Annotated in this window: 25 protein-coding genes; 10 read left to right on the top strand and 15 right to left on the bottom strand. The window is 65.5% G+C overall.

Going from position 1 to position 20,293, the window contains the following annotated elements; genetic code table 11:
- Positions 1 to 49: 49 nt before the first annotated feature.
- From QMG83_RS12960 to QMG83_RS12945, 4 genes are read right to left on the bottom strand one after another with little or no spacing between them, the layout of a single operon-like run.
- Positions 50 to 1,099, bottom strand: a complete 1,050-nt coding sequence (locus QMG83_RS12960) for an ABC transporter ATP-binding protein (RefSeq protein ID WP_283505823.1) — start codon at positions 1,097 to 1,099, stop codon at positions 50 to 52.
- The gene (locus QMG83_RS12955) at positions 1,096 to 1,968 is read right to left on the bottom strand and encodes an ABC transporter permease (RefSeq protein WP_283505822.1); all 873 of its coding nucleotides are present in this window, start codon (positions 1,966 to 1,968) and stop codon (positions 1,096 to 1,098) included. The genes QMG83_RS12960 and QMG83_RS12955 overlap by 4 nt, the downstream gene beginning before the upstream one ends.
- On the bottom strand, positions 1,965 to 2,828 hold the full coding sequence (locus QMG83_RS12950) for an ABC transporter permease (RefSeq protein WP_283505821.1): 864 nt from the start codon (positions 2,826 to 2,828) through the stop codon (positions 1,965 to 1,967). The genes QMG83_RS12955 and QMG83_RS12950 overlap by 4 nt, the downstream gene beginning before the upstream one ends.
- Positions 2,801 to 4,060, bottom strand: coding sequence for an ABC transporter substrate-binding protein (locus QMG83_RS12945; RefSeq protein WP_283505820.1), 1,260 nt, complete (start codon positions 4,058 to 4,060; stop codon positions 2,801 to 2,803). Before QMG83_RS12945 ends, QMG83_RS12950 begins: the two co-directional genes overlap by 28 nt.
- Before the next feature lie 120 nt (positions 4,061 to 4,180).
- Here QMG83_RS12945 and QMG83_RS12940 point away from each other — a divergent pair, with 120 nt between their 5' ends.
- Positions 4,181 to 4,852 (top strand): TVP38/TMEM64 family protein, encoded by a 672-nt coding sequence (locus QMG83_RS12940; RefSeq protein ID WP_283505819.1) that lies wholly within the window; start codon positions 4,181 to 4,183, stop codon positions 4,850 to 4,852.
- Positions 4,849 to 5,478, top strand: a complete 630-nt coding sequence (locus QMG83_RS12935; protein WP_283505818.1) for a CDP-alcohol phosphatidyltransferase family protein — start codon at positions 4,849 to 4,851, stop codon at positions 5,476 to 5,478. Before QMG83_RS12940 ends, QMG83_RS12935 begins: the two co-directional genes overlap by 4 nt.
- A gap of 15 nt (positions 5,479 to 5,493) precedes the next feature.
- Here QMG83_RS12935 and QMG83_RS12930 read toward each other — a convergent pair whose 3' ends face one another.
- Entirely contained in the window at positions 5,494 to 6,927 is a 1,434-nt protein-coding gene (locus QMG83_RS12930; protein ID WP_283505817.1) for a dihydrolipoyl dehydrogenase family protein, read from the bottom strand.
- 115 nt (positions 6,928 to 7,042) lie between these two features.
- Here QMG83_RS12930 and QMG83_RS12925 point away from each other — a divergent pair, with 115 nt between their 5' ends.
- The 6 genes from QMG83_RS12925 (at position 7,043) to QMG83_RS12900 (ending at position 11,392) form a co-directional block, all read left to right on the top strand.
- Positions 7,043 to 7,765 (top strand): flavodoxin family protein, encoded by a 723-nt coding sequence (locus QMG83_RS12925; protein WP_283505816.1) that lies wholly within the window; start codon positions 7,043 to 7,045, stop codon positions 7,763 to 7,765.
- Positions 7,762 to 8,379 (top strand): class I SAM-dependent methyltransferase, encoded by a 618-nt coding sequence (locus QMG83_RS12920; RefSeq protein WP_283505815.1) that lies wholly within the window; start codon positions 7,762 to 7,764, stop codon positions 8,377 to 8,379. The genes QMG83_RS12925 and QMG83_RS12920 overlap by 4 nt, the downstream gene beginning before the upstream one ends.
- A gap of 98 nt (positions 8,380 to 8,477) precedes the next feature.
- Positions 8,478 to 8,933: a hypothetical protein gene (locus QMG83_RS12915; protein WP_283505814.1), complete on the top strand. Its 456-nt coding sequence runs from the start codon at positions 8,478 to 8,480 to the stop codon at positions 8,931 to 8,933.
- A gap of 125 nt (positions 8,934 to 9,058) precedes the next feature.
- A complete protein-coding gene (locus QMG83_RS12910) occupies positions 9,059 to 9,715 on the top strand; it encodes a Crp/Fnr family transcriptional regulator (protein WP_283505813.1) in 657 nt (218 codons plus the stop codon).
- A gap of 2 nt (positions 9,716 to 9,717) precedes the next feature.
- Positions 9,718 to 10,968: a bifunctional alpha/beta hydrolase/OsmC family protein gene (locus QMG83_RS12905; protein WP_283505812.1), complete on the top strand. Its 1,251-nt coding sequence runs from the start codon at positions 9,718 to 9,720 to the stop codon at positions 10,966 to 10,968.
- Positions 10,961 to 11,392, top strand: coding sequence for a hypothetical protein (locus QMG83_RS12900; RefSeq protein ID WP_283505811.1), 432 nt, complete (start codon positions 10,961 to 10,963; stop codon positions 11,390 to 11,392). Before QMG83_RS12905 ends, QMG83_RS12900 begins: the two co-directional genes overlap by 8 nt.
- Here the strand turns inward: QMG83_RS12900 and QMG83_RS12895 are convergent.
- Genes QMG83_RS12895 through QMG83_RS12870 form a run of 6 tightly spaced genes read right to left on the bottom strand, consistent with a single transcriptional unit; the run spans position 11,341 to position 15,895 of the window.
- Positions 11,341 to 11,892, bottom strand: coding sequence for an AhpC/TSA family protein (locus QMG83_RS12895; RefSeq protein WP_283505810.1), 552 nt, complete (start codon positions 11,890 to 11,892; stop codon positions 11,341 to 11,343). The genes QMG83_RS12900 and QMG83_RS12895 overlap by 52 nt on opposite strands.
- 2 nt (positions 11,893 to 11,894) lie before the next feature.
- Complete coding sequence (locus QMG83_RS12890; protein ID WP_283505809.1) at positions 11,895 to 12,419, bottom strand: peroxiredoxin-like family protein; 525 nt, start codon at positions 12,417 to 12,419, stop codon at positions 11,895 to 11,897.
- Between the two features lie 58 nt (positions 12,420 to 12,477).
- A complete protein-coding gene (locus QMG83_RS12885) occupies positions 12,478 to 12,924 on the bottom strand; it encodes a pyridoxamine 5'-phosphate oxidase family protein (RefSeq protein ID WP_283505808.1) in 447 nt (148 codons plus the stop codon).
- Between the two features lie 39 nt (positions 12,925 to 12,963).
- Positions 12,964 to 14,385, bottom strand: a complete 1,422-nt coding sequence (locus tag QMG83_RS12880) for an NAD(P)(+) transhydrogenase (Re/Si-specific) subunit beta (protein ID WP_283505807.1) — start codon at positions 14,383 to 14,385, stop codon at positions 12,964 to 12,966.
- Positions 14,382 to 14,702, bottom strand: coding sequence for an NAD(P) transhydrogenase subunit alpha part 2 (locus QMG83_RS12875; RefSeq protein WP_283505806.1), 321 nt, complete (start codon positions 14,700 to 14,702; stop codon positions 14,382 to 14,384). The genes QMG83_RS12880 and QMG83_RS12875 overlap by 4 nt, the downstream gene beginning before the upstream one ends.
- Complete coding sequence (locus tag QMG83_RS12870) at positions 14,699 to 15,895, bottom strand: NAD(P) transhydrogenase subunit alpha (protein WP_283505805.1); 1,197 nt, start codon at positions 15,893 to 15,895, stop codon at positions 14,699 to 14,701. The genes QMG83_RS12875 and QMG83_RS12870 overlap by 4 nt, the downstream gene beginning before the upstream one ends.
- 159 nt (positions 15,896 to 16,054) lie before the next feature.
- Here QMG83_RS12870 and QMG83_RS12865 point away from each other — a divergent pair, with 159 nt between their 5' ends.
- Positions 16,055 to 16,492 carry a universal stress protein gene (locus QMG83_RS12865; RefSeq protein WP_283505804.1) on the top strand — a complete coding sequence of 146 codons (438 nt, stop codon included), beginning with the start codon at positions 16,055 to 16,057 and terminating at the stop codon, positions 16,490 to 16,492.
- Here QMG83_RS12865 and QMG83_RS12860 read toward each other — a convergent pair.
- Complete coding sequence (locus QMG83_RS12860; RefSeq protein ID WP_283505803.1) at positions 16,489 to 17,121, bottom strand: TetR/AcrR family transcriptional regulator; 633 nt, start codon at positions 17,119 to 17,121, stop codon at positions 16,489 to 16,491. The two genes, QMG83_RS12865 and QMG83_RS12860, sit on opposite strands and share 4 nt — an antisense overlap.
- 61 nt (positions 17,122 to 17,182) lie before the next feature.
- Here QMG83_RS12860 and QMG83_RS12855 point away from each other — a divergent pair, with 61 nt between their 5' ends.
- A complete protein-coding gene (locus QMG83_RS12855) occupies positions 17,183 to 17,677 on the top strand; it encodes a cupin domain-containing protein (protein WP_283505802.1) in 495 nt (164 codons plus the stop codon).
- Here the strand turns inward: QMG83_RS12855 and QMG83_RS12850 are convergent.
- From QMG83_RS12850 to QMG83_RS12840, 3 genes are read right to left on the bottom strand one after another with little or no spacing between them, the layout of a single operon-like run.
- Entirely contained in the window at positions 17,674 to 19,059 is a 1,386-nt protein-coding gene (locus QMG83_RS12850) for a sensor domain-containing protein (protein ID WP_283505801.1), read from the bottom strand. The two genes, QMG83_RS12855 and QMG83_RS12850, sit on opposite strands and share 4 nt — an antisense overlap.
- On the bottom strand, positions 19,056 to 19,874 hold the full coding sequence (locus tag QMG83_RS12845) for an alpha/beta fold hydrolase (protein WP_349357994.1): 819 nt from the start codon (positions 19,872 to 19,874) through the stop codon (positions 19,056 to 19,058). Before QMG83_RS12845 ends, QMG83_RS12850 begins: the two co-directional genes overlap by 4 nt.
- Positions 19,871 to 20,170, bottom strand: a complete 300-nt coding sequence (locus tag QMG83_RS12840; protein ID WP_283505800.1) for a DUF7882 family protein — start codon at positions 20,168 to 20,170, stop codon at positions 19,871 to 19,873. Before QMG83_RS12840 ends, QMG83_RS12845 begins: the two co-directional genes overlap by 4 nt.
- Positions 20,171 to 20,293: the final 123 nt, after the last annotated feature.

Genomic DNA, 20,293 nt, shown 5'->3' with positions numbered 1-20,293 from the left:
ATTGTGCGCCCGAGTAGCTCCGTGGTCGGTATCGCGGGTCACACACCCGTCAGGTCGCTACGACCCACAGGATCTGTTCGGGGAGGATGATCGTGACGGCATCACCAGCAGTGACGGTCATGGTCCCGGGGACCTCAACCTGGAGAAGCTCGGTGCCGACGCGAACCGTCGCCCGCTGGCGAAGCCCACTGCGAATTACGGCGACGACGGTGGCGTGCAACGCACCCGCCGGAGCCGGCGACGCGTGACCGGGGATCAGGCCCGCCGACTCGTGGCGGAAGACGAGCGCCCCTGGGCCTTCCTCGGCGCTCTCGTCGACGGGAACAGCCCCGAGTCCGGAGTGATGAACGCCGCCCCTCACGACCCCGCTGACGACGTTCTCGCCGCCCATTAGCCGGGCAACATCGAGCGACGCGGGTCGGTGATACACGCGATCCACCGTGTCGTGCTGCAGTAGCTGACCGTTCTCGAGCACGGCGATCCGGTCTGCAACGACAGTGGCCTCGTCGCGATCGTGGGTGACCATCAGGATCGTGGGTGAGAGTTCGCGGCGGATCCGCAGCAACAGTTCGTGCATTTCGTGGCGCAACGTCGCGTCGAGTGCACTGAAGGGTTCGTCAAGCAGCAGGATCGTGGGCTGCGCGGCAAGCGCACGGGCGATCGCGACGCGCTGCTCCTGTCCTCCAGACAACGAGCCGACACCCCGGTCACCCAGATCACCCAACTGCACCATGTCCAGGTACGGCCGGGCACGGTCGCGAGCCTGCCGTCGAGTCTGTCCCGCCGCGCGGTCCGCGAAGGCGACGTTATCGATGACCGACAGGTGCGGGAACAGCAGCGGTCGCTGGAAGACGAGGCCGACGTTGCGCTTCTCGGGGAGCACATCGGTGATGTCCCGGCCGCCCAGGAGGATGCGCCCGCCGCTCGGGTCTTCGAGCCCGGCGATGATGCGCAGGATCGTGCTCTTGCCGGAACCGCTGGGGCCGAGCAGGGCTGTGCACGTGCCAGGGAGCACGTCGAGATTTACCCCGCTCAATGCGGGCGGGCGGTGATCGATGAACCGCTTGGTGATCTGGCGCAGGGCGATGGCGGAGGTCATGGGCGACGGTGGCTTCCTGTTCGAGCCAGCAGGACCAGCAGGATGAGTGGGGGGAGAACCGCGGTCAGCGAGAGCACGGCAACAACGGAGTCGTTGCCTATCCCCGCCGCCAGCGATGCGGTGATCATGGGGAGGGTGACGAACTGGCCTCCGCCGACGATGAGTGTGACGAGGTAATCGCTCCAGCCGACGAGGAACGCGAGGAACGCGGCACGCGCGAGGGCGGGCGCCATCAACGGCAGGTGAACTCGCCACAACACCTGGCCGGCAGAGGCACCGAGCGTTCGTGCCTCTTCTTCGAATCCCACGTCGTGCGCCGCATAGGCCGTGCGGAGCATGAACGTCGTGTAGGGAACCGCGGCCGCGACAAGCACCACGACCAGCCCCAGCATCGGCGGAACGTGAGCACGCAGCAGGAGCACGTTGGTTCCCAGCACCGCCGCGAACGGCGGGATGGCGACGGGTGCGAAGAGCAGCACCGGCAGGATTTTCGGCAGGGGCGCCCAGCCGGCAACCAACCCGCGCGCCGCCAGCGCACCAATGGGCGTGGCGATCAGCGCGACTGTCAGGCCGAGCAGGAACGAGCGTCCGGATGCTGCGGGGCCGCCTGCGGCGATGGCCGCGTCGAGTCCGTCGACCCCCCACACGGTCGGTATCGCTGAAGGAAACGACCACCGGTCGGCGAAGGCCCAGAGCGCGAGCGGAACGAGAGGAAGCGCGAACCACACGATGAGCAGCACCGCGAGCACGCATCGGCCGATCCTGCTCGACGCCCGCGACGTGGTCAGCGGTCGCCCGGGATCGCCGGGAAGCCGCCGAGGTCGCTGTGCCGCGAGGGAAGGGTTAACCTCTCGCGTCGAGATGGTCACCGCCACACCGCGCTTCGGCGCATCGCTACGGCTGCCACCGCGACGGCCGCGAGGGAGATCGCGACGGTCAGCACGGCGATCGCTGCCGACTCCGTGCGCGACGACAGGCTCACGTCGTTGAACAGGCGAATGGCCATTACCGCGAGCGGCTCGGGATAGGTGCGGCCGAGCAGCCAGGCGACCTCGTACGACCCGAGGGTGTAGATGAAGACGATCGTCGCGGAGACAATCAGTGCGGGTGCAGCGAGCGGAAGGAAGACCATCCGCAGCCGCGCGCCGCGGCTCGCACCGAGCATCGCTGCTGGTTCATCGAACTGGGCGACGCGGGTGAGGAGGGTTCCGGCAACCACCAGTGCGATGAAGGCAGATTCTTTCCATGCATACTCCGCGATGACCGCAACCCACCACGGTCCAGCGACGAGCGCCGGCCAGGCCGTTGCGTCGATCCCGAGCAGCCGGGGCAGCACCCCGGAGTCGGCGAGGAGCAGTCCCATCGTGGCGGCCCCGATGAGGTGCGGCACACTCACGGTCACCGCGCCGATGGCCCCGACGATTCTCCCGAGCCTGCCGCCGGAGACCACCACGAATGCCGTCGTGGCACCGAGCACGATGGCGACCGCGGTGGAGGCGGCCGCGATCCAGAGCGACGTGCCGATGGAGCTGAGCAGAGCGGGCGCTGTCGAGACGTAGGCGTCGACACTCAGGCGGACTGGCCCCACGAGCGGCATCAGCCCAATGCTTTGCAGGATGGTCGATCCCAGTCCGCCCACCACGACGACGACCACCGGGATCATGCCGACGATGAGGAGGAGCCGGGCCCCTCGCAGGCGGTTCACCGGGTCGGGATTCGGGTTCGCCATCCCTCGTTTACCGCGGGAACCCATTCCGCCGAGAGCTCAGGATTGGCATTGCGGGACAGCACCTCGAAAGAGGGCACGACCGTCGACTGCGGCAGATCGGCGAATTGCTGTCGTTCAGCTGGCGTCAGTGCGGCGACATCCAGTGCCGTGAATTGACCCCAGCGCGTCGGGTCGGCCTTGGCGACCTGCTGCTCCACCGACAGGGCAAGGTTCGCAACCACCATCGCCCCGGCGGCGTGGGCAGCATTGGCCGGTATCGCGAGGAAGCTGGCATTGCCGAGGGTGCCCTCGGCGATGGACAGCACTTTCGTCGCCGCGGGGAACGTGCCGTCCTCCACGAGTCTGGTCAGCGTCGCGGGCCCGTACGTCAGCGTCATGTCGATCTGGCCGTCGGCGTAGAGCTGGTTGAGCTGGTCGACGTCGGCCGGATAGGTGTCGCCGCCACGCCACAGTGACGGCGCGACATCCGACAGCGCCGTATACAGGTCGGGGGTGAGCTGGTCGAAGCTCTCTGCGGAATACGCGGCAGGAACATTCTCGTAACCGCCGGACACGCTGTACAGCACCTGCCGGACGAACGCGGAACCTGTGAAGTCCGGCGGGGCGGGGTAGGTGAACCGGCCGGGATGCGAGGCGGCCCATTCCAGAATTCCGGCGACGGTCGACGGCGGGTCTGCGACCACGTCCGAGTTGTAGGCGACGCTGAACTGGGCCTTGTTCCACGGGGCTTCACAGCCGTTCACCGGAGTGCCGAAGTCGCTGCCCAGCAGCGGGTCGGTCGCCGAGACGTTGCGCATATTCGGCAGCAGCGGCGTCCATTCGCACAGCCACGCCCCTGCTTCGCTGCCGGTGCGGAAGTTGTCGCCGTTGACCCACACCAGATCGACACTGCCGTCGGCGGTTCGACCCGCCTGCAGCTCGGTGAGCACCCGGTTGAGCGCATCCTTGGTGTCGACGATCGGGACCCTGTTCAGGGTGACACCCTCTGCCGCGGCCGCCGGCGCGAGAACATCGTCGACATAGCTGTTGCCCTGCTCGTCGCCGCCGTACATCCACAGGTTGACGGTCTGCCCCTGGGCGTCACTCACCACGCTGTCCCAGTCTGTGAACGCGGATGTGGCCTCGGCGGAGGGGGCGGCGCACCCGGCGAGCGCAACGAGTGCACCCAGTGCGAGTGTCGCGGTGGCGAATGTTCGCCACTTTCGGCGGGATGAGGGTGGCGTGAAGTGCACTGGTCAGCAATTCTGTCGGCAATCGGCAGGTGGAGCCTCTGACGCTACGGGCAGCGCGACCCACCGCTCGGTACCCCAGATCACACAAGAGTCGGCCGAGCGATCCCTATCATTAGGCAAATGCAGTCATCTCGCCGTGCCGTCATCTGGCGGGCTGCATTCTTCCTCGCGTTTATCGGCGCCGTGGTCATCGTTGGATTCACGGTCCCCCTGCCGAGCGTTGACGACATCAGGGCAGCCGCCACGAATGCCGGATGGTTGGGCGCTGTGCTGTTTGTTCTCGGATACGGCGTCGCCACGCTCACCCCCATCCCGAAGATCGTCGTCAGCATTGCCGCCGGCCTGACCTGGGGATGGGCGCTGGGAGTTGTGCTCGTCTATCTGGGAGCTCTCATCGGAGCCGCGCTGGCATTTGCGATCGGGCGTGCGCTGGGCCGCGAGGCAGTCGAGCGTTTCACCGGAGCGCGCGTCGCCCGGGTCGACGAGATCCTGGAGCACCGGGGCCTCATCGCGCTCATCGGCGTACGTCTGGTGCCGGTGCTGCCGTTCACCGTGATCAACTACACGGCCGGACTGACCAGCGTCAGCCGCCGCGACTACGCGATCGGCACGATGCTGGGCATCCTGCCCGGAACCATCGCCTACGTCGCGGTGGGCGCATTCGGAACCACGCTCGGGTGGCCGTTCTACATCGCGGCGGGAGCCCTCGGGCTGCTGACGGTCGCCGGCGTCGTCTACAGCGTGCGCGCCCGCCGACGTCACACCCGGATCGACGGGGAGGCAGCGGAATGATCGACGCGCAGCTGCGTCGCGCCATGGAACGCCCGGTGGCAATCATGGCGGCGCGCATCGACGTGCCGTGGATAACGCCCGATCGCCTGACGGTGGCCGGGCTGGTGGTCGGCCTGGGGAGCGCGGGGCTCGCGGCTGCCCAGTGGTGGTGGCTGGCCCTCGCGGCCTGGTTGGTGTCGAGGGTGCTCGATGGGCTGGACGGGTCGCTTGCTCGACGGCGCCGGGCGCGGAACCCTCAGGGCTCCACGAGCGAAGCCGGCGGGTTTCTCGATATCACCGCGGACTTCGTTGTGTACGGCGCGACGGTCGTCGGGGTTGCCGTCGGCGCAACCGCGGGAGCTGAAGCCCCGTGGTGGCCGTTCCTCGCCGTGCTCCTCGCGTACTACATCAACGGGGCGACGTTCCTGGCCTTCTCCTCGATCGCGGAACGCACGGGTCGCCAGGTCGACGACGGCCGGTCGCTGTCATTCCTCGGTCGGGTGGCTGAGGGCGGCGAAACCATTGCCGTGCATTCCGCGTGGCTGATCGTGCCGGCCTTCGCCTGGCAGATCGCGGTCGGCTGGGCTGCGATCGTCATGATCAGTGCCGTGCAGCGGATGATCGTGGGCTACCGCCTGCTGCGGTAGCCCCCTCATTGGCTCTCACGCCATTCGGGCGTTCCGCACCTTCCGCAAGACCCTTATCGCGATGGCGATGGCACCCGCGCCGAGACGGTGCTTCACGTCGCTGACCGCGGCGTTCCACAGCGGGTCGTTGTAGGTCGGGTACGGGTGGATGGTGCTGGCGATGCTGCTCGTCGAAAGTTTGCTCTGCACGGCGAGCGCGAGTTCTCCCACCGTCTCGCCCGCTCTGGGCCCGACGATCGTGCCACCCACGATGCGTCCGCTCTTCTCGACCACGATCTGGGTGAACCCGGACGTGGCCTTCTCGGTGATCGCCCGGTCGGAGTGGCTGTGCTGCTGAGTGAAGACCCGGTGGCGTCGGGGGTCTGCGGCGGATGCCTCGATGCCGACGGCGGCGACCTCGGGTGAGGTGAAGGTGACGCGCGGAATCACCCGGGTCTCGGCCTTGCGACGCAGGCCCAGGATGGCGTTGGTCGCGGCGACGCTGCCGTTCACCCCGGCGACGTGGGTGAACTGTGCCAGTCCCGTGATGTCACCGGAAGCCAGAATGCGGCGGTTCTCGGTTCTCAGCGCGGCATCAACGCGCACGTATCCGGCCTCATCGGTGGTGACCCCGGCTGCGGCAAGATCCAGGCTGGATGTCTCGGGCCGACGTCCGAGGGCAGCGACGAGTCGATCGAACCGCAGCACCTGGCCGTCGTCGAGGGTGATGGTTCCCGCCAGGTCATCCGTGGATGACGCGGCGACCGCCGAGCGGCCGGTGAGGATGGTCACCCCATCCGCAATGAGAGCTTCGTGCACGATGCGCGCGGCCGCATCCTCTTCCTTGGGCAGGATGCGGCCGCCGCGCTGCACAATGGTGACGCGGGAGCCAAGACGGGCCATCGCCTGCCCGAGCTCGCACCCGATTGCTCCGCCGCCCAGGATCACGAGCTCTTCCGGCAGCTCCCGCAACTCCCAAAAGGTTTCGCTGGTGACGATGTTCAGGCCAGCGGCTCCCGGGAACTCTGGCACGCTCGGGGTGGTTCCGGTGGCGATGATGGCCTGCGCGAACCGGATTTCCTGTCCATCAAGCGAGAGACTGCGGCGAGACAGGAATCGCGCATGGCCGTGGGCCACGGCGACCCCCTCGGCCTCGAGCGCCTCACTGGAATCGACCGGGGCGATGGTCTGGATGGCATCGTGCACCGCGTGCATGGTGTCGGCGAAACTCGCTACAGACCGGTGAGCACCGGGGTCAACGCCCTGGACTCGCGCTGCGGCTGCGGCTGAGTGCGCCGCAGCGATGAGAGTTTTCGACGGCACGCATCCCGTCCACAGGCAGTCGCCGCCGAGGCGATCCTTCTCGATCAGCAAGACCCTGGCGCCGAAGTTTGCTGCCGCCTTGCTGGCGACCAGCCCTGCACTCCCCCCGCCGATGACAATCAGGTCCCACATCGATGAATCAGCCAAAGCTTTCCCCCTCATTGCGCACGTGCGCGTACTCGGTCATGTTTATCAGCGGAGGGCGGGAGCCTCGGTGATCGAAAACACACAACAGCGGATGCCGCCGCCGTAGTGTCGAGGTATGACCACATCCACGCCCGATTTCTCAGACCTGCGCGCCGTCTACGTCAACTGCACCCTCAAGAAGTCGCCAGAAATCAGCCACACCCAGGGGCTGATGGATCGCAGTATCGACCTGATGCGGCAGCTCGGGGTGACTGTCGAAGCGGTCAGGCTCATCGATCATCCCGTGGCGACCGGCGTGTACCCGGACATGCGCGAGCACGGTTGGGATAAGGATGCCTGGCCCGACGACATCTGGCCGCGGATCCTCGAGGCCGATGTGCTGGTGATCGGCGGTCCGATCTGGCTGGGCGACAACTCGTCGGTTACTCGCCAGTTCATCGAGCGACTGTATGCGATGAGCGGCATGTTCAACGACCGCGGCCAGTACATCTTCTACGGCAAGACCGCCGGCGTGCTGATCACCGGCAATGAGGATGGCGTGAAGCACAGCGCCATGTCGCTGCTGTATGGCCTTCAGCACATCGGCTACGTCATTCCTCCGGCCGCTGATGCCGGCTGGATCGGCGAGGTCGGGCCCGGTCCGAGCTATCTGGATGAGGGTTCCGGCGGCCCGGAGAACGACTTCACCAACCGCAACACCACCTTCATGACTTGGAACCTGCTGCACATGGCGAGGATGCTGAAGGATGCCGGCGGCATTCCCGCCCAGGGCAACCTCCGCAAAGAGTGGGACAAGGGCGAGCACTTCGGCTTCGACTCCAATCCCGAATATCGGTGAACGGAACCTACGAACGCGGCGCACCGTTCTATGACGCCATCTCCGGGGAATGGCCGGTGTACCGACGCGGCCGCGTCGTCGGCGTCGAGCTGCTGGGGCTGAATGAGGGCGACACGGTTCTCGATCTCGGCTGCGGCACTGGGCTGAACTTTCCGCTTCTGTTCGCCGCCGTTGGGCCCACCGGCCGGGTGATCGGTGTCGACCGCAGCCCGGCGATGCTGGGGATGGCCGATCGGCGCATCGCCAGCAACCGATGGTCAAACGTCACGACGGTGAGCGCAGACGCCGCGAAATTCACCGCCAGCGACCTCGGGCAGGAGCAGGTGGATGCCGTCTTCGCCACATACTCCCTGAGCGTCATCGACGACTGGCGTGCTGCCTGGGAGCGGATGCGGGCGGTGCTCCGGCCCGGCGGGCGCGCCGGGATCGTCGACATGCAGTTGCCGACCGGAGCGGCAGCCATCCTGTCTCCTCTCGCGCGACTGGCCTGCGCGATGGGCGGTTCAGACATCACCGCACATCCGTGGACCATTCTGAGGGAGGCAGGCAGCGACCTGAGCGAGGTGTCGGTTCGCGGCGGTCACATCGTGGCCGCGGCAGCGACCATCCCCTGACCACAGCGGTTTCGCGCAGTGTGTCCTGGGTCGCAAAACTTCGGGACGTCGCGGGAATAGCGTCAGGCAACGCAACATCCACTGAAGAGGGGAAAATAATGACTACCGCAACTCATATGCCAACCGTCAGTCACTCCGGGGCGACCATCGGACGCCGGGCTCTCGCCGGGCTCGTCGGCGGTGTCGCCGGCGGTATCGCGTTCGGCATTTTGATGGCGATGATGGGCATGTTGCCCATGATCGCCTCCATGGTGGGATCTAGCTCGGCTGTGGTCGGCTTCATCGTTCACATCGGAATGTCGATCATGATCGGCCTCGGCCTCACTGTCATCTTCGGCAATCTTCTGCTCACCACCTACCCGCGCGGAATCGTCGTCGGATTGGGCTACGGCGCGGTCTGGTGGGTACTGGGCCCGCTGATGGTGATGCCGATGATGTTCGGCATGCCACTGTTCACCATTGACACGCCAGCGTTGTTCTCGCTGATGGGTCACCTTATTTATGGCGCGATTCTGGGTGCAATAGCAGTCAAGATCCTCAAAAATAGTCGATGATTGAGGAGTGCGCCATGGGCGTGGCGTCGGCACCGACAGGTAGCCGACGCCCGTGGTCACCAGACGGGCGGGAGACCAATCCATTGCAGGCCAGTAGTCCCGAGCCCTTCAGTTGCCTCAGTTCGGTGGAACTCTTCTCCGATCTGACCGCAGCTGAGATCGCCGCTATCGACCGCATGGCGCCCTCGAAGACCTTTCACAACGGCGACATCGTCTTCAGCCAGAGCCAGCCCATCACCGCGCTGTTCATCCTCAAGGAGGGCCGCGTTCGGATCTTCAGGGTCACCGAGGATGGCAAGGCCCTTACGATGGCGATCCTCGAGCCGGGTGCGGTGTTCGGCGAAATGCTGCTCGTCGGCCAGCGCATGTACGACAACTACGCCGAAGCCATCGAAGAGACCCAGATCTGCCAGCTCAGCGTGCAGGATGTCGAGCGTCATTTGCTGTCAGACCCTCGCATCGCTGTTCGTATCTCTCGCCATCTCGGCGAGGAGGTGGCTCGACTCGAGGAGCGACTGACCGACCTGGCGCTGCGGCCGCTCATCGCCCGCGTGTCAAGCACCCTCGTGCGCCTCTCGGGGTCGCAGCGGGTCTCCCGACTCGGGTATGTGACCATCCGTCTCACCCACGACCAGCTGGCCGGGCTGCTCGGCGCCACCAGGGAGTCAACGAGCAAGACGATGGCCGACCTCGCCTCCCGCGGACTCATCCGCCAGGCCCGCGGCAGGATTATCCTCACCGACCTTGACGGTCTCGCCATTCTCTCGAAGCAGATGGGCTAGGGATGGCGGCCAGCCGCGCCCCGGTGCGCGTGGAATTCCCGGGATCACTGGACGAGCTGCTTGCCGGACGGCTGGAGTTGCCCGAGGGTGAACCTCTCGCCTACGCGCTCTTCGCTCACTGTTTCACCTGCGGCAAGGATGCCGTTGCAGCGACCCGCATCTCCCGCGCCCTGACCGATGTGGGAGTCGCCGTGCTTCGCTTCGACTTCACCGGGCTGGGTCAGTCCGGCGGAGATTTCGCCAACTCGAACTTCACCTCCAACGTGGACGACCTGGTGCGCGCGGCCTCATACCTCCGCGACAACCGCGAGGCGCCGAGCATCCTGATCGGTCATTCCCTGGGCGGCGCGGCCGTGCTCGTCGCCGCAGCCCAGCTGCCCGAGGTTCGTTCCGTCGTCACCATTGGCGCTCCCGCCGACCCCACACACGTGCTCGAGCTCCTGGGTGACAGCGTCGCCGATGTGCGCACCGACGGCAGCGCTGAGATTTCGCTTGGCGGGCGACCGTTCCGCATCCAGCGGCAGTTTCTTCGGGATCTGGAGGAGCAGCAGCAACTGAAGCAGGTAGCCCAGCTTTCCGCCGCCCTGCTGGTGCTGCATTCCCCGATCGACCAGACGGTTTCGGTCGACAACGCCCGGCAAATTTTCGACGCGGCGCGTCATCCCAAATCATTCGTCGCGCTGGATGGCGCCGATCATCTGCTCACGGCGCCAGCGGATGCCCAGTTCGCCGCCGATGTGATCGGAGCCTGGGCGCGGCGCTATGTTCCGGCGCTGACCACCGCGGCCGCGACCGATCCCTCCGCCGCAGCTCTGGAGCCGGGGGTCGTTCGGGTCACGGAGAACGGAAAAGGTCCGTATGGCCAGACCGTCACGACGAACGAGCACACCATTCTTTCCGACGAGCCTGAGCCGCTCGGCGAAGGCACGGGGATGTCTCCCTACGACCTGCTGTTGGCGGGACTGGGCGCCTGCACCACGATGACGCTGCGCATGTACGCCACCCGCAAGAAGCTGCCGCTGGAGCGAGTCGAGGTGACTCTGAGCTTCAGCCGGGTGCGCGATGACGCCAGCACCGAGCCGCCGACGGTCGGGTACGAGCAGATCGACCGAAACATCGTGGTCGTCGGTAACCTCACGCCTGAGCAACGGGAGTCGCTGCTTGCTATCGCCGACAAGTGTCCGGTGCATCGCACCCTGCACTCCGACGTGCGGCTCACCACCCGCATCGAATCCGGCGTGATCAGTGACTAAGACAGACAGGCGCGTGATCGCGTACGCGGCCTTCGGCGTGGCCGCTATCTCCCTGCTGTGGATAATCCTGGCGGCCGTCACCCCGACGACCAACTACCATCTGGCCCCGCTCGTGGCGGTGCTCGCCGCCCCCACGACGGCGAGGATGACGACCACCACCCGGCTGCGGGCGCCGCTGAGCGTCGCGACCGTCGCGGTCGGAGTCGCCGTGACCACCGTCGCCGCCGTGCTGATTCAGGTCGCCGGCTGGGCGCAAGGCCCCTCCTTCAGCCCGAGCATCACGCCACTGACCGAGCTGGTCGTGCTGATCGCGGTGGGTGGCGTGCTGGGAGCGGTGATCGCGAGCGTCCCGTTCGGCGACAAGCCGGCGACTCAGGATCCGGCCGCGTCCACCAGCTCCAGAAGCTCGTCGACCGACCACTGATCGGCGGCGTGGGTGCCGTACTTGACGGCGACCACGCGACCGGTGCTGTCGATCAGGACGTCTGCCGGGCATCCGAGTTCCCCACCCACGGGTTTCAGCGGCGGTAGCCTGCGGGTGCGAATGGCGGTTATCGCTGCGCCCAGCACGGCCCTGGGTAGCGTGCGCCAGGCCGCCAGGAGGGCGGTGGATGACCGCTCCACCCCGAAGCGCCGATAGAGGTTCTTGTCGGGATCCGCCACAACCACGAACGGCAGTTCGCTCTCGTACCGCTTCACCTCGGCGACCGTCGAGTGGAACACGACAACCTCCTGCACGTGAGCGGCAGTGATCTCGGGCAGACGCTGCACGACCTGTTTCAGGTGCACGTTGCAGACCATGCAGCCGGAAAATCGGCGCAGTTGAAGGTGCACGTAGCCCTGTGCTGGCGGGATGCTGGCCGAACCGCCGATGGCGCCCACCAGCTCCAGCGCGGGCAGAGTGTCTCCTGCGCTGAGCCGCATTGTCAGGCTGCGCCGCGGGCGGGGTAGGAGTTCTCGGCGGCCCAGGTGATGCCTTTGATGACGTCATCGATGGAGGTGCGGCTGAACGGCATCGACGCGACGCTGCTCCAGTACACAGTGCCGTCAGAGTCGAGGATGAAGGTGCCCGGCTCGTTGAAGACGTCGGGCTCGCCCTCCTTGATGGCGTGGGAGATGAAGAGTCCCCAGTCCCGGGCGGCGGTCTCGCCGAGCCCATACGCGACCGGCAGCTCGCTAATGCCCCATCGTTCGACGATTTTCTGGCTGCGCTCGGCCGATTCCATGCTCACGGCGACAACGCGCCCGAATCCGGCGTCCTGAAGCTCGCCCAGGCGCTGGTCAAGCTCGACCAGCTGGCGGCGGCACGACGGGCAGTGCAATCCGCGGAAGAACACGACGAGGGTGAAGCGACCGCCTTCGCCGGTGCCGAGGAGCAGGTCGTCCGTCACCCCGCCAGTAGAAAGCGGAAGGGTCAGCTGGGGGGCAAGGGTGCCGGGCTTAATGCTCATTGAGGCTATAACGGGCCTGTGGTGCGTGATATTCCTTCGACAGCGCAGAGCGGCGGCGTTAGAGATGCCCGATCGGTAGGTGATGTTCGAACAACCGGCCGCGAAGCGTGTCAGCGGTGATCCTGACGTAGACGAAAGCCTGGGTGGGAACCCAGGCCGGGAAAGCCGCGAGAGCCTCCTCCGTCAGAACCGGGTCGACCGTGAGCACCTCGGCTTGTCCCTTCAATATGACGCTCCACACACCTCCATTCGTCTCGGCATCGGCCTCGAAGACGACGTGGCGATTGTGCGTGAGTTCCCGAAGTTTCGATCCCTCCGCCGTGCGGAACAAAATGGATTCGCCATCACAGATGAAGTTGACCGGATAGATCTCGGGCCGATCATCCTGGCTGAGCCCCAGACGCCCGAAGGTGCGTCCTCTGAGCAGGTCCCAGCTCGCGGCATCCGACAATTCGGTAACCGGCCCCTGCGGAGACCAGCCATCCTCGCTCACGTCATGCGACATGGTGCAGCTTCTCTCTTGTGTAAATTGTTCGCGAATCCATCAGGCGGAAACATACTCCTTGACAGACGCGGTGATGTCAGCGAGACCCTTCTTCGCATCGGCGAAGAACATCCCGGTTTTGGGGTTTGTGAACAACGGGTTGTTGATTCCGGCATACCCCGGTCGCATCGATCGCTTGATCACGACGACTGCTTTCGCGTGGTCGGCGTCGAGGATCGGCATCCCCGACACCACATTTCCCGGCGTGCGGGCGTCGGGATTGCACACGTCGTTGGCTCCGATGACGAGGGCGACGTCGCAATTGTCGAAGGCGGCGTTTGCGTCGTCGAGTTGCAGCATCTGCTCGTAGGGCACGTTGGACTCCGCGAGCAGCACGTTCATATGGCCCGGCATCCTGCCAGCGACCGGATGGATGGCGTATTTCACATCGACGCCGTGAGCGATCAGAAGCGCGGCAAGGGCTGCGACCTCGTGTTGTGCCTGCGCGGCAGCGAGACCGTAGCCCGGAACGATGAGCACGTGCCGCGCGTAGGCCAGCTGGATCGCGACATCGTCGCTGCTCAGACTTCTGATCTGGCTGAGGTCGTCGTCGTCTGAGCCTGCACCAACCTCGGCATCGCCGGTGCCGAAACCGCCCAGGATGATCGACAGCACCGAGCGATTCATCGCTGCGGCCATCTGCAGCGTCAGGATCGTGCCGGCGGCGCCGACGAGGGCGCCAGCGATGATGAGGGCCTGGTTGTCGATCGCAAATCCGGCCATCGCGACGGCGAGACCCGTGAAGGCGTTGAGGAGCGAGACGACCACCGGCGCGTCCGCCCCGCCGATCGGAAGCACCATGAGCACTCCCAGGGCAAGCGACGCGACGAGCATCACCACCAGCAGGGCGGTGTTGCGCGGCAAAACGATCGCGGCAACACCCGACGCGATCGCGATGAGGGCAACAATCACATTCACGACGGCAGCGCCGCGGAACGTGACGGGTTTGCCAGAAATGATTCCCTGAAGTTTCGCCGCAGCGATCAACGAACCAGAGAAGGTGACCGAGCCGATCAGCACATCGAGCGTGACGGGAATCGACACCGTCAGCTCAAGCCGGGCGTTGGTTGTCGGCAGCACGAACGCGGCGAACGCGACGGCCGCGGCCGCTCCACCACCGACCGCGTTGAAGACGCTCACCAGTTGAGGGATGGCCGTCATCCTGATCGTGCGCGCCTGACTCACTCCGAAGACGGCGCCGACAATCGATCCCGCGGCCAGGGCCACCCACGCGATCCAGTCACCCCCGGCCGCGACGAGCGAATAGACGACCGTCGTCAGCACGGCGATCACCATTCCCCCCGCCGAGATCAGGTTGCCGGTTCGCGCGGTCGACGGAGCGCGCATCTGGTGCAGTCCCACCACAAACAGGCTCGCGGACGCCAGGTAGAGCAACCCCACCGCGAACTCGAACCCGGTCATGATTCGTCCTTACCGGTCGCGACAGCTGCCGGACCTTTGGGCTTCGTGAACATTTTCAGGATGCGGTCGGTCACGACGTAACCGCCGAACACATTTGCCGCGGCGAGCGCCCCGGCGATGAACGTCAGAACGTACCCGACCGGGCTGTTAGCTAGCGAGGCCGTGACGACCGCGCCAGCGACGACGACGCCGTGGATCGCGTTGGCGCCGGACATCATCGGTGTGTGAAGGGTCGACGGGATCTTTCCGATGACTTCGACTCCCACCAGCAGGGCGAGAACGAAGATCGCGAGGTTTCCGAAAAGCGCCTGCATCATGCCACCTGTGGTTTCGTCGTTGAAGCTTCTGTGGGCAGCGGGTCGAGGTTGAGGGCTGCGCGGATGGCCACGTTGGTGACCTCGCCGCCGTGGCAGACGACGATCGCACGGTGGATCTCGTCTGTCGGATCGATGACGATCTGCCCTGACGGCGCCACGGAGGTGAGCGCGGCAACGATGTTGCGGCCGTACATCTCTGACGAGGAGGTGGGGAGGTCTGCGGCGAGGTTGCCGGCGCCGACGATGGTGACGCCGTTCGCGGTGGTGACCGTCTCACCGTCGACCGACCCGACAACGTTTCCGCCACGGTCGCTGGCCCCGAGGTCGATGCAGACCGATCCGGGCTTCAGGCTCGCAAGCGTCTCTTCCGACACCAACACTGGCGGCGTGCGGCCGGGAACCCTGGCCGTGGTGATGATGATGTCGAAGCCGGGCAGCGCCGATGCCAGTTCCTGCTGTTGGATGGCCTGCTCGGCTTCGGTGAACGCGCGAGCATATCCACCCTCCCCCGCGCCGGTTGCGACAGACGAGGTCAGGAAGCGCGCCCCGAGCGACTCGACCTCGGACCGCGAGGCGGGGCGAACGTCGTAGCCCGTGACGACAGCGCCGAGACGCCGGGAGGTGGCGATGGCCTGAAGTCCGGCCACCCCCGTGCCGATCACAATCACTTTTGCGGGAGTTGCGGTGCCCGACGCCGTGATCATCATGGGCAGGTACCGACCGAATCGATCGGCGGCGACGATCGCCGCCCGATAGCCTGCGGCGCTCGACTGGGAGCTCAGCGCATCCATCGCCTGCGCCCGGCTGAGGGTGCGGGGAAGGAGATCGAGGGCAACGACGGTGACTCCCCGCCGAGCCAGCGCCGCGATGGCCTCGAGGTTGTTGGCAGGATCGACGAGACCGACGAGCAGCTGCCCCGGCCGCAGCGCGTCGATCACGGCACCCGTCGGCAGCGCAAGAAGCGGCAGGATGTCGCTGACCTGCTGCACGTTTGCCTCAGCGGTGAGCGACGCACCTGCCGTCACATAGGACTGGTCTGAAAAGCTGGCGGGCACACCAGCCCCGCTGTGCACCACCACGCTATAACCGCTCTTCACGAGACTGGCGACCGCGGAGGGGTCAAGCGAAACGCGATGTTCGCGAGCGTCGTGTTCGGCACTAACACCGACAGAAAGTGGGGTGCCTTCAGCCATTGGTTTCCTTTGTCTGATCCACGCGGGCTCCGCCACTGACGATGTGACCGGTTAGCTGGACAGTATCATGAGGAAACAGCCGGTAAACAGGGCATTTCGGTCGGGGATTGTGACTTTCGGCCCTAGCGATGCCCGTCACAGCGCGCGCATGCTGTGTCTATGGAAAACACGACCGCACTGCCCATCGTCGTCGGTGTCGACGGGTCTGACGCGTCGCTTGCTGCGCTGCATCAGGGCGTCAGGCTCTCGAAGGCTTTGGACCTGCCGCTACGCGTTGTCACGACCTGGAGTCACCCCACCACGCTCGACGGCGGATACGCGATGAACGGCTGGTCTCCCGAAAGAGATGCCCGGGAGATCCTTTCGACGACGCTCGAGAGGGCGTTTCATGGCGATCCTCCCCCGCACCTCACCAGCGCTGCAGTCGAGGGGCTCCCGTCCCGAGTCCTCCTCGATGAGAGCAAGCGGGCCGAGATGCTCGTGCTGGGCAGCCGCGGGCACGGCGGGTTCGTCGGCATGCTCATGGGATCGGTGAGCTCGGCCTGCGCACAGCACGCACACTGCCCGGTGCTGATCGTGCGCGACCGCGACTCTTAGAGCCGGCGTCGAGTCTGAACCTGCGATGCGGGCGATTCTGAAAGCGCGCGCCGAAGCACCGCGATGGATGACCACACCATCTGCTCGACCGCGTCGCCCTTGGTCATCCCCGCGATGTCGACCAACCAGACCAGTGCCTCGATACCCGCCACAGCACGCACCCCGACGGCGACCTTGTGCACGCCGTCGACTCCGAGCTGCGGGATGAGCGGATCAAGCGCCTCTGTGAACCAGCCGATCGCCCGACCCTGACGCAGAGGAAGATCCCGCAGTGTCGCGTCGGCTTCCAGCGAGAGCCGCAGCATCGTCCGCTGTTGCGCCTCGGTGTCGATCACCATGGCGAGGAAGCCCCGCACAGCAGCCTCCAGCCTCTGCTCGGGATCGTCCCCGATGTTGGAGGGCAGCATCGAGGTCGCCTCTGTCTCAGGATGCGCCGCAATCAATAGGGAGCGCTGCGTCGGAAAGTAGCGGTAGGCAGTCGTTCGGGAAATCGACGCGGCCTCCGCGGCTTCGGCTACCGTCGGTGGGCGCCCCGCCCGGGCGACAAGTTCGCGCGCCGAGGCGATCAGCGCCGATCGTGTGCGGCTCTTCTGCCCGGCGCGACCAGTCTCATGATATTTCGTTGACACGATACTCACGGTACCGTAGTTTCGTTATGGGACTAGTGTCCCATAACGAGATGGGCATCCCATGACAACCACGTCCTTGATCCGAAATGCTGACGAAGCAGAGCGCCGCTGGTTTTCCGGCGGAGGGCTGCACACCTGGCTCGTACGCGAAGATGAGGTGAACAAGGGGTTCCTCATGTTCGAAGACGAGGTGGAGCCCGGAAAGCCCACCCCGCTGCACACGCATCCGGAGGCCGAAGAGACCTTCTATCTGCTGGCGGGATCGATACTCCTGCATGTCGATGGTGCCGAAAGCGAGCTGCGGGCCGGCGGCGTAGCGGTCATCCCCCGCAACACACCACATGCATTTCTGGCCGGGCCGAATGGGGCGCGGATGCTGTGCCTGCACACCCCTGGCGGCGGCGAGAACTTCTACCGGATGGCAAGCGAACCTGCGCTCGATGGGCAACCCGCGGCCCCCGTCGACTTCGATCGCATCAGGCAGGCGGCCATTGCCTCCGGCACCATGAGACTTGTCGGCCCGCCACCATTCCTGTCGGCGGAGGTGCGGAGCTAGACGCGCACAGCGGTGATTCGGCCCGAACCCGCGGATTTCGAGGCGTACATGGCCGCGTCAGCCGCTCGTACGAGAGCATCGCCGGTCGGTACGAGGTCACCTGGCATAAAGCAGGCGACGCCGACGCTGGCACTGATCGTTCTGTCGCCCGGCAATTCCGTCATCGGTTGAGCGATGGCACTGACCACGCGCTCGGCAATGAGGTTGGCGACATCCACGTCCGCTTCTTCGCAGACGATCAGAAACTCATCGCCGCCGAAGCGGCCCACAATGTCTGCTTCGCGCACGACGCCGTGCACACGCTTGGCAACAATCTGCAGAACTGCATCTCCGACACGATGCCCCAGTTCGTCGTTGACCGGCTTGAAGCCGTCCAGATCGAGAAAGATCACCGACATCGCACGCCCGGTGCGGTCGGCCTGCGAAAGTGCGTGCGACAGCCGCTCTCGCAGGAGGTTTCGGTTTGCGAGGCCGGTGAGCTGATCGTGGAGCGCCATCTGCTCAAGCTCCGTTTGGAGCTGGATGCGCTCGAAAACCTGTGAGGCCTGTCGAGCCAGCGCGCGGTGCAACTCGAGGGTCGATTCATCGAACGTTCTCTCGCGGCCGAACAACAGCACCAGGGAACCGAGTGAACCATTCGCGCCGATGAGCGGCGTCGCGGTGAGCGCCTCCATCCGGATAGACCGGAGGATGTCGGCTGCCGCGGGAAACAGCGCCTCCGCCTCGCGCAGGTTTGCGACTACCGTCAGCTGCTCGGCCGAGGGCTTAGTGGGGTTGGGACGCCCGACCCACACCCCAACCAACGGCTCAAGCAGGTGTGCACCAGCCACGATGCGCAGCGACCCCGCGCCATCGACCAGAACGACCGCACCGTCGGTTGCGCTGAAAGCGTCACGGGCGATCCCCAGCAATGCTTCGGCGAGGGACTCCTCGGTCGAGGTCGCAAAGAAGGCGGTCGACACGTCCTGAAGCACGCGAACCCGGGCCTCGGAGACCTCAGCGGCGCGGCGAGCAGCAAGCAGTGCTCGCTCGTAATCCTGCCGCTGGGTTGAATCGAAGACGGCGATCCTGGTCGATCCTCCCACCTCGATCGCGTTGACGAGGATGGGCAGCACAGATCCGTCGGTCTTGCTCAGTTCGAGGGCAACCTCTCGAACCTCACCGCTGAGGCGCAACACCGGCAGGTAACGCGTCTCGTAAAACAGCAGGCTTCCGCGCGTGAGGAGGTCACGAAACTGCACACCCACAACCTCGGCGCGCGATCGTCCACTCCAGTTGAGGAACGTCTCGTTGACGATGGTGATGATGCCGCTGGCATCCGTCAACAACTGACCGCACGCCGCATTTTGGTACAGCTCCTCGAACGACACGTCGGTCGTCACGACAGGAAAGCCTGGATCTCTCCCGCAAGCTCGTCTGGATCTGACAGGTTCGGCATGTGGCCACGGGCCGCCATAACGACCATGCGACTTCCCGGGATGTGCTCGTTCACGAAGTTGCCGACCGGCAGCGGCGCGATCACGTCGTCGGAACACTGCAGCACGAGCGTCGGAGTTGAAACCCGCGCGAGGTCGTCCCGGTTATCGGAGAGGAACGTGACGCGGGCGAAGTGGCTCGCGATGGCTGGATCCACGCTGCAGAAACTCGTGGTGAGACGCTCGCCGACCTCCGGGCGCTCGGCGTTGCCCGCAATGACCGGAGCCATCGCGGACGACCAGCCGAGGTAGTTGGAATCGAGCGAGTCGAGCAGCGCGTCGATGTCGGGCTGAGAGAACCCGCCGACATATTCGTCGGCGTCAACGTAGCGCGCCGAGGGGCCGACGAGGATGAGCGCACCGAAAAGTTCGGGGCGACGAATGGAAGCGAGCACGCCGATCATGGCGCTCACCGAGTGTCCGACGAACACGACATCGGTGAGACCCAACTCGTCGATGATCTCAATCAGGTCGTCGGCGTAACCATGGAGGGAGTCGTACTTGCCGCGGTCGTAGGCAGAAAGGTCTGATCCGCCAGAGCCAACCAGGTCGAACGTGACCACCATGTTCGACTCGGTGAAGTGCGGGGTGACGTCCCGCCACGACTCGAGGCTGCAGCCGAAGCCGTGGGCAAAGACCATGGGACGTGCATCGAGGTCGCCCGACACCTGGACGTTGTTGCGCAGCACCGCACTCGTGGGTGCCGGTTGGGTGATCGTCACTGCTGTGCCGGCTCATCCGCCAGCAGCAAACCGGATGCCCTGCTGGCGCCCGCGACCATCAACTCGATCCATTCACGGTTGATCGCCACATTGCGCGACCCGCTGTAGAAGAAGTGGATGGGCACACCGTTGTCGATCCAGATCGCATGGCGGCCGCTTCCGCGATCCGCTGGCACGAGCCACGTGAAGAAGAAATCCTCTTTGCGACGCAGCTTCGTGCTGATAACGACCTGCAGGTGAGTGAGAACCCGATCATCGAACTCAAACTCTTCCCCGCCGTAGTGCAGGTATCCCACTGGTGAACCTCCGGTAAGTTTCGCGGCACACAAAAAGCCGACGCTATCGAACATACCCGGTCTGATCAGGCAATAACGTCACGTCGCAGACGAAATTCAAATCGCGATAACGTAGAGGGGCGA

Source organism: Salinibacterium sp. G-O1 (assembly GCF_030063305.1).
Taxonomy (GTDB): Bacteria; Actinomycetota; Actinomycetes; order Actinomycetales; family Microbacteriaceae; genus Rhodoglobus.
Note: the sequence above shows the minus strand (reverse complement) of the source record. Positions and strands in the feature narration are given on the sequence as shown.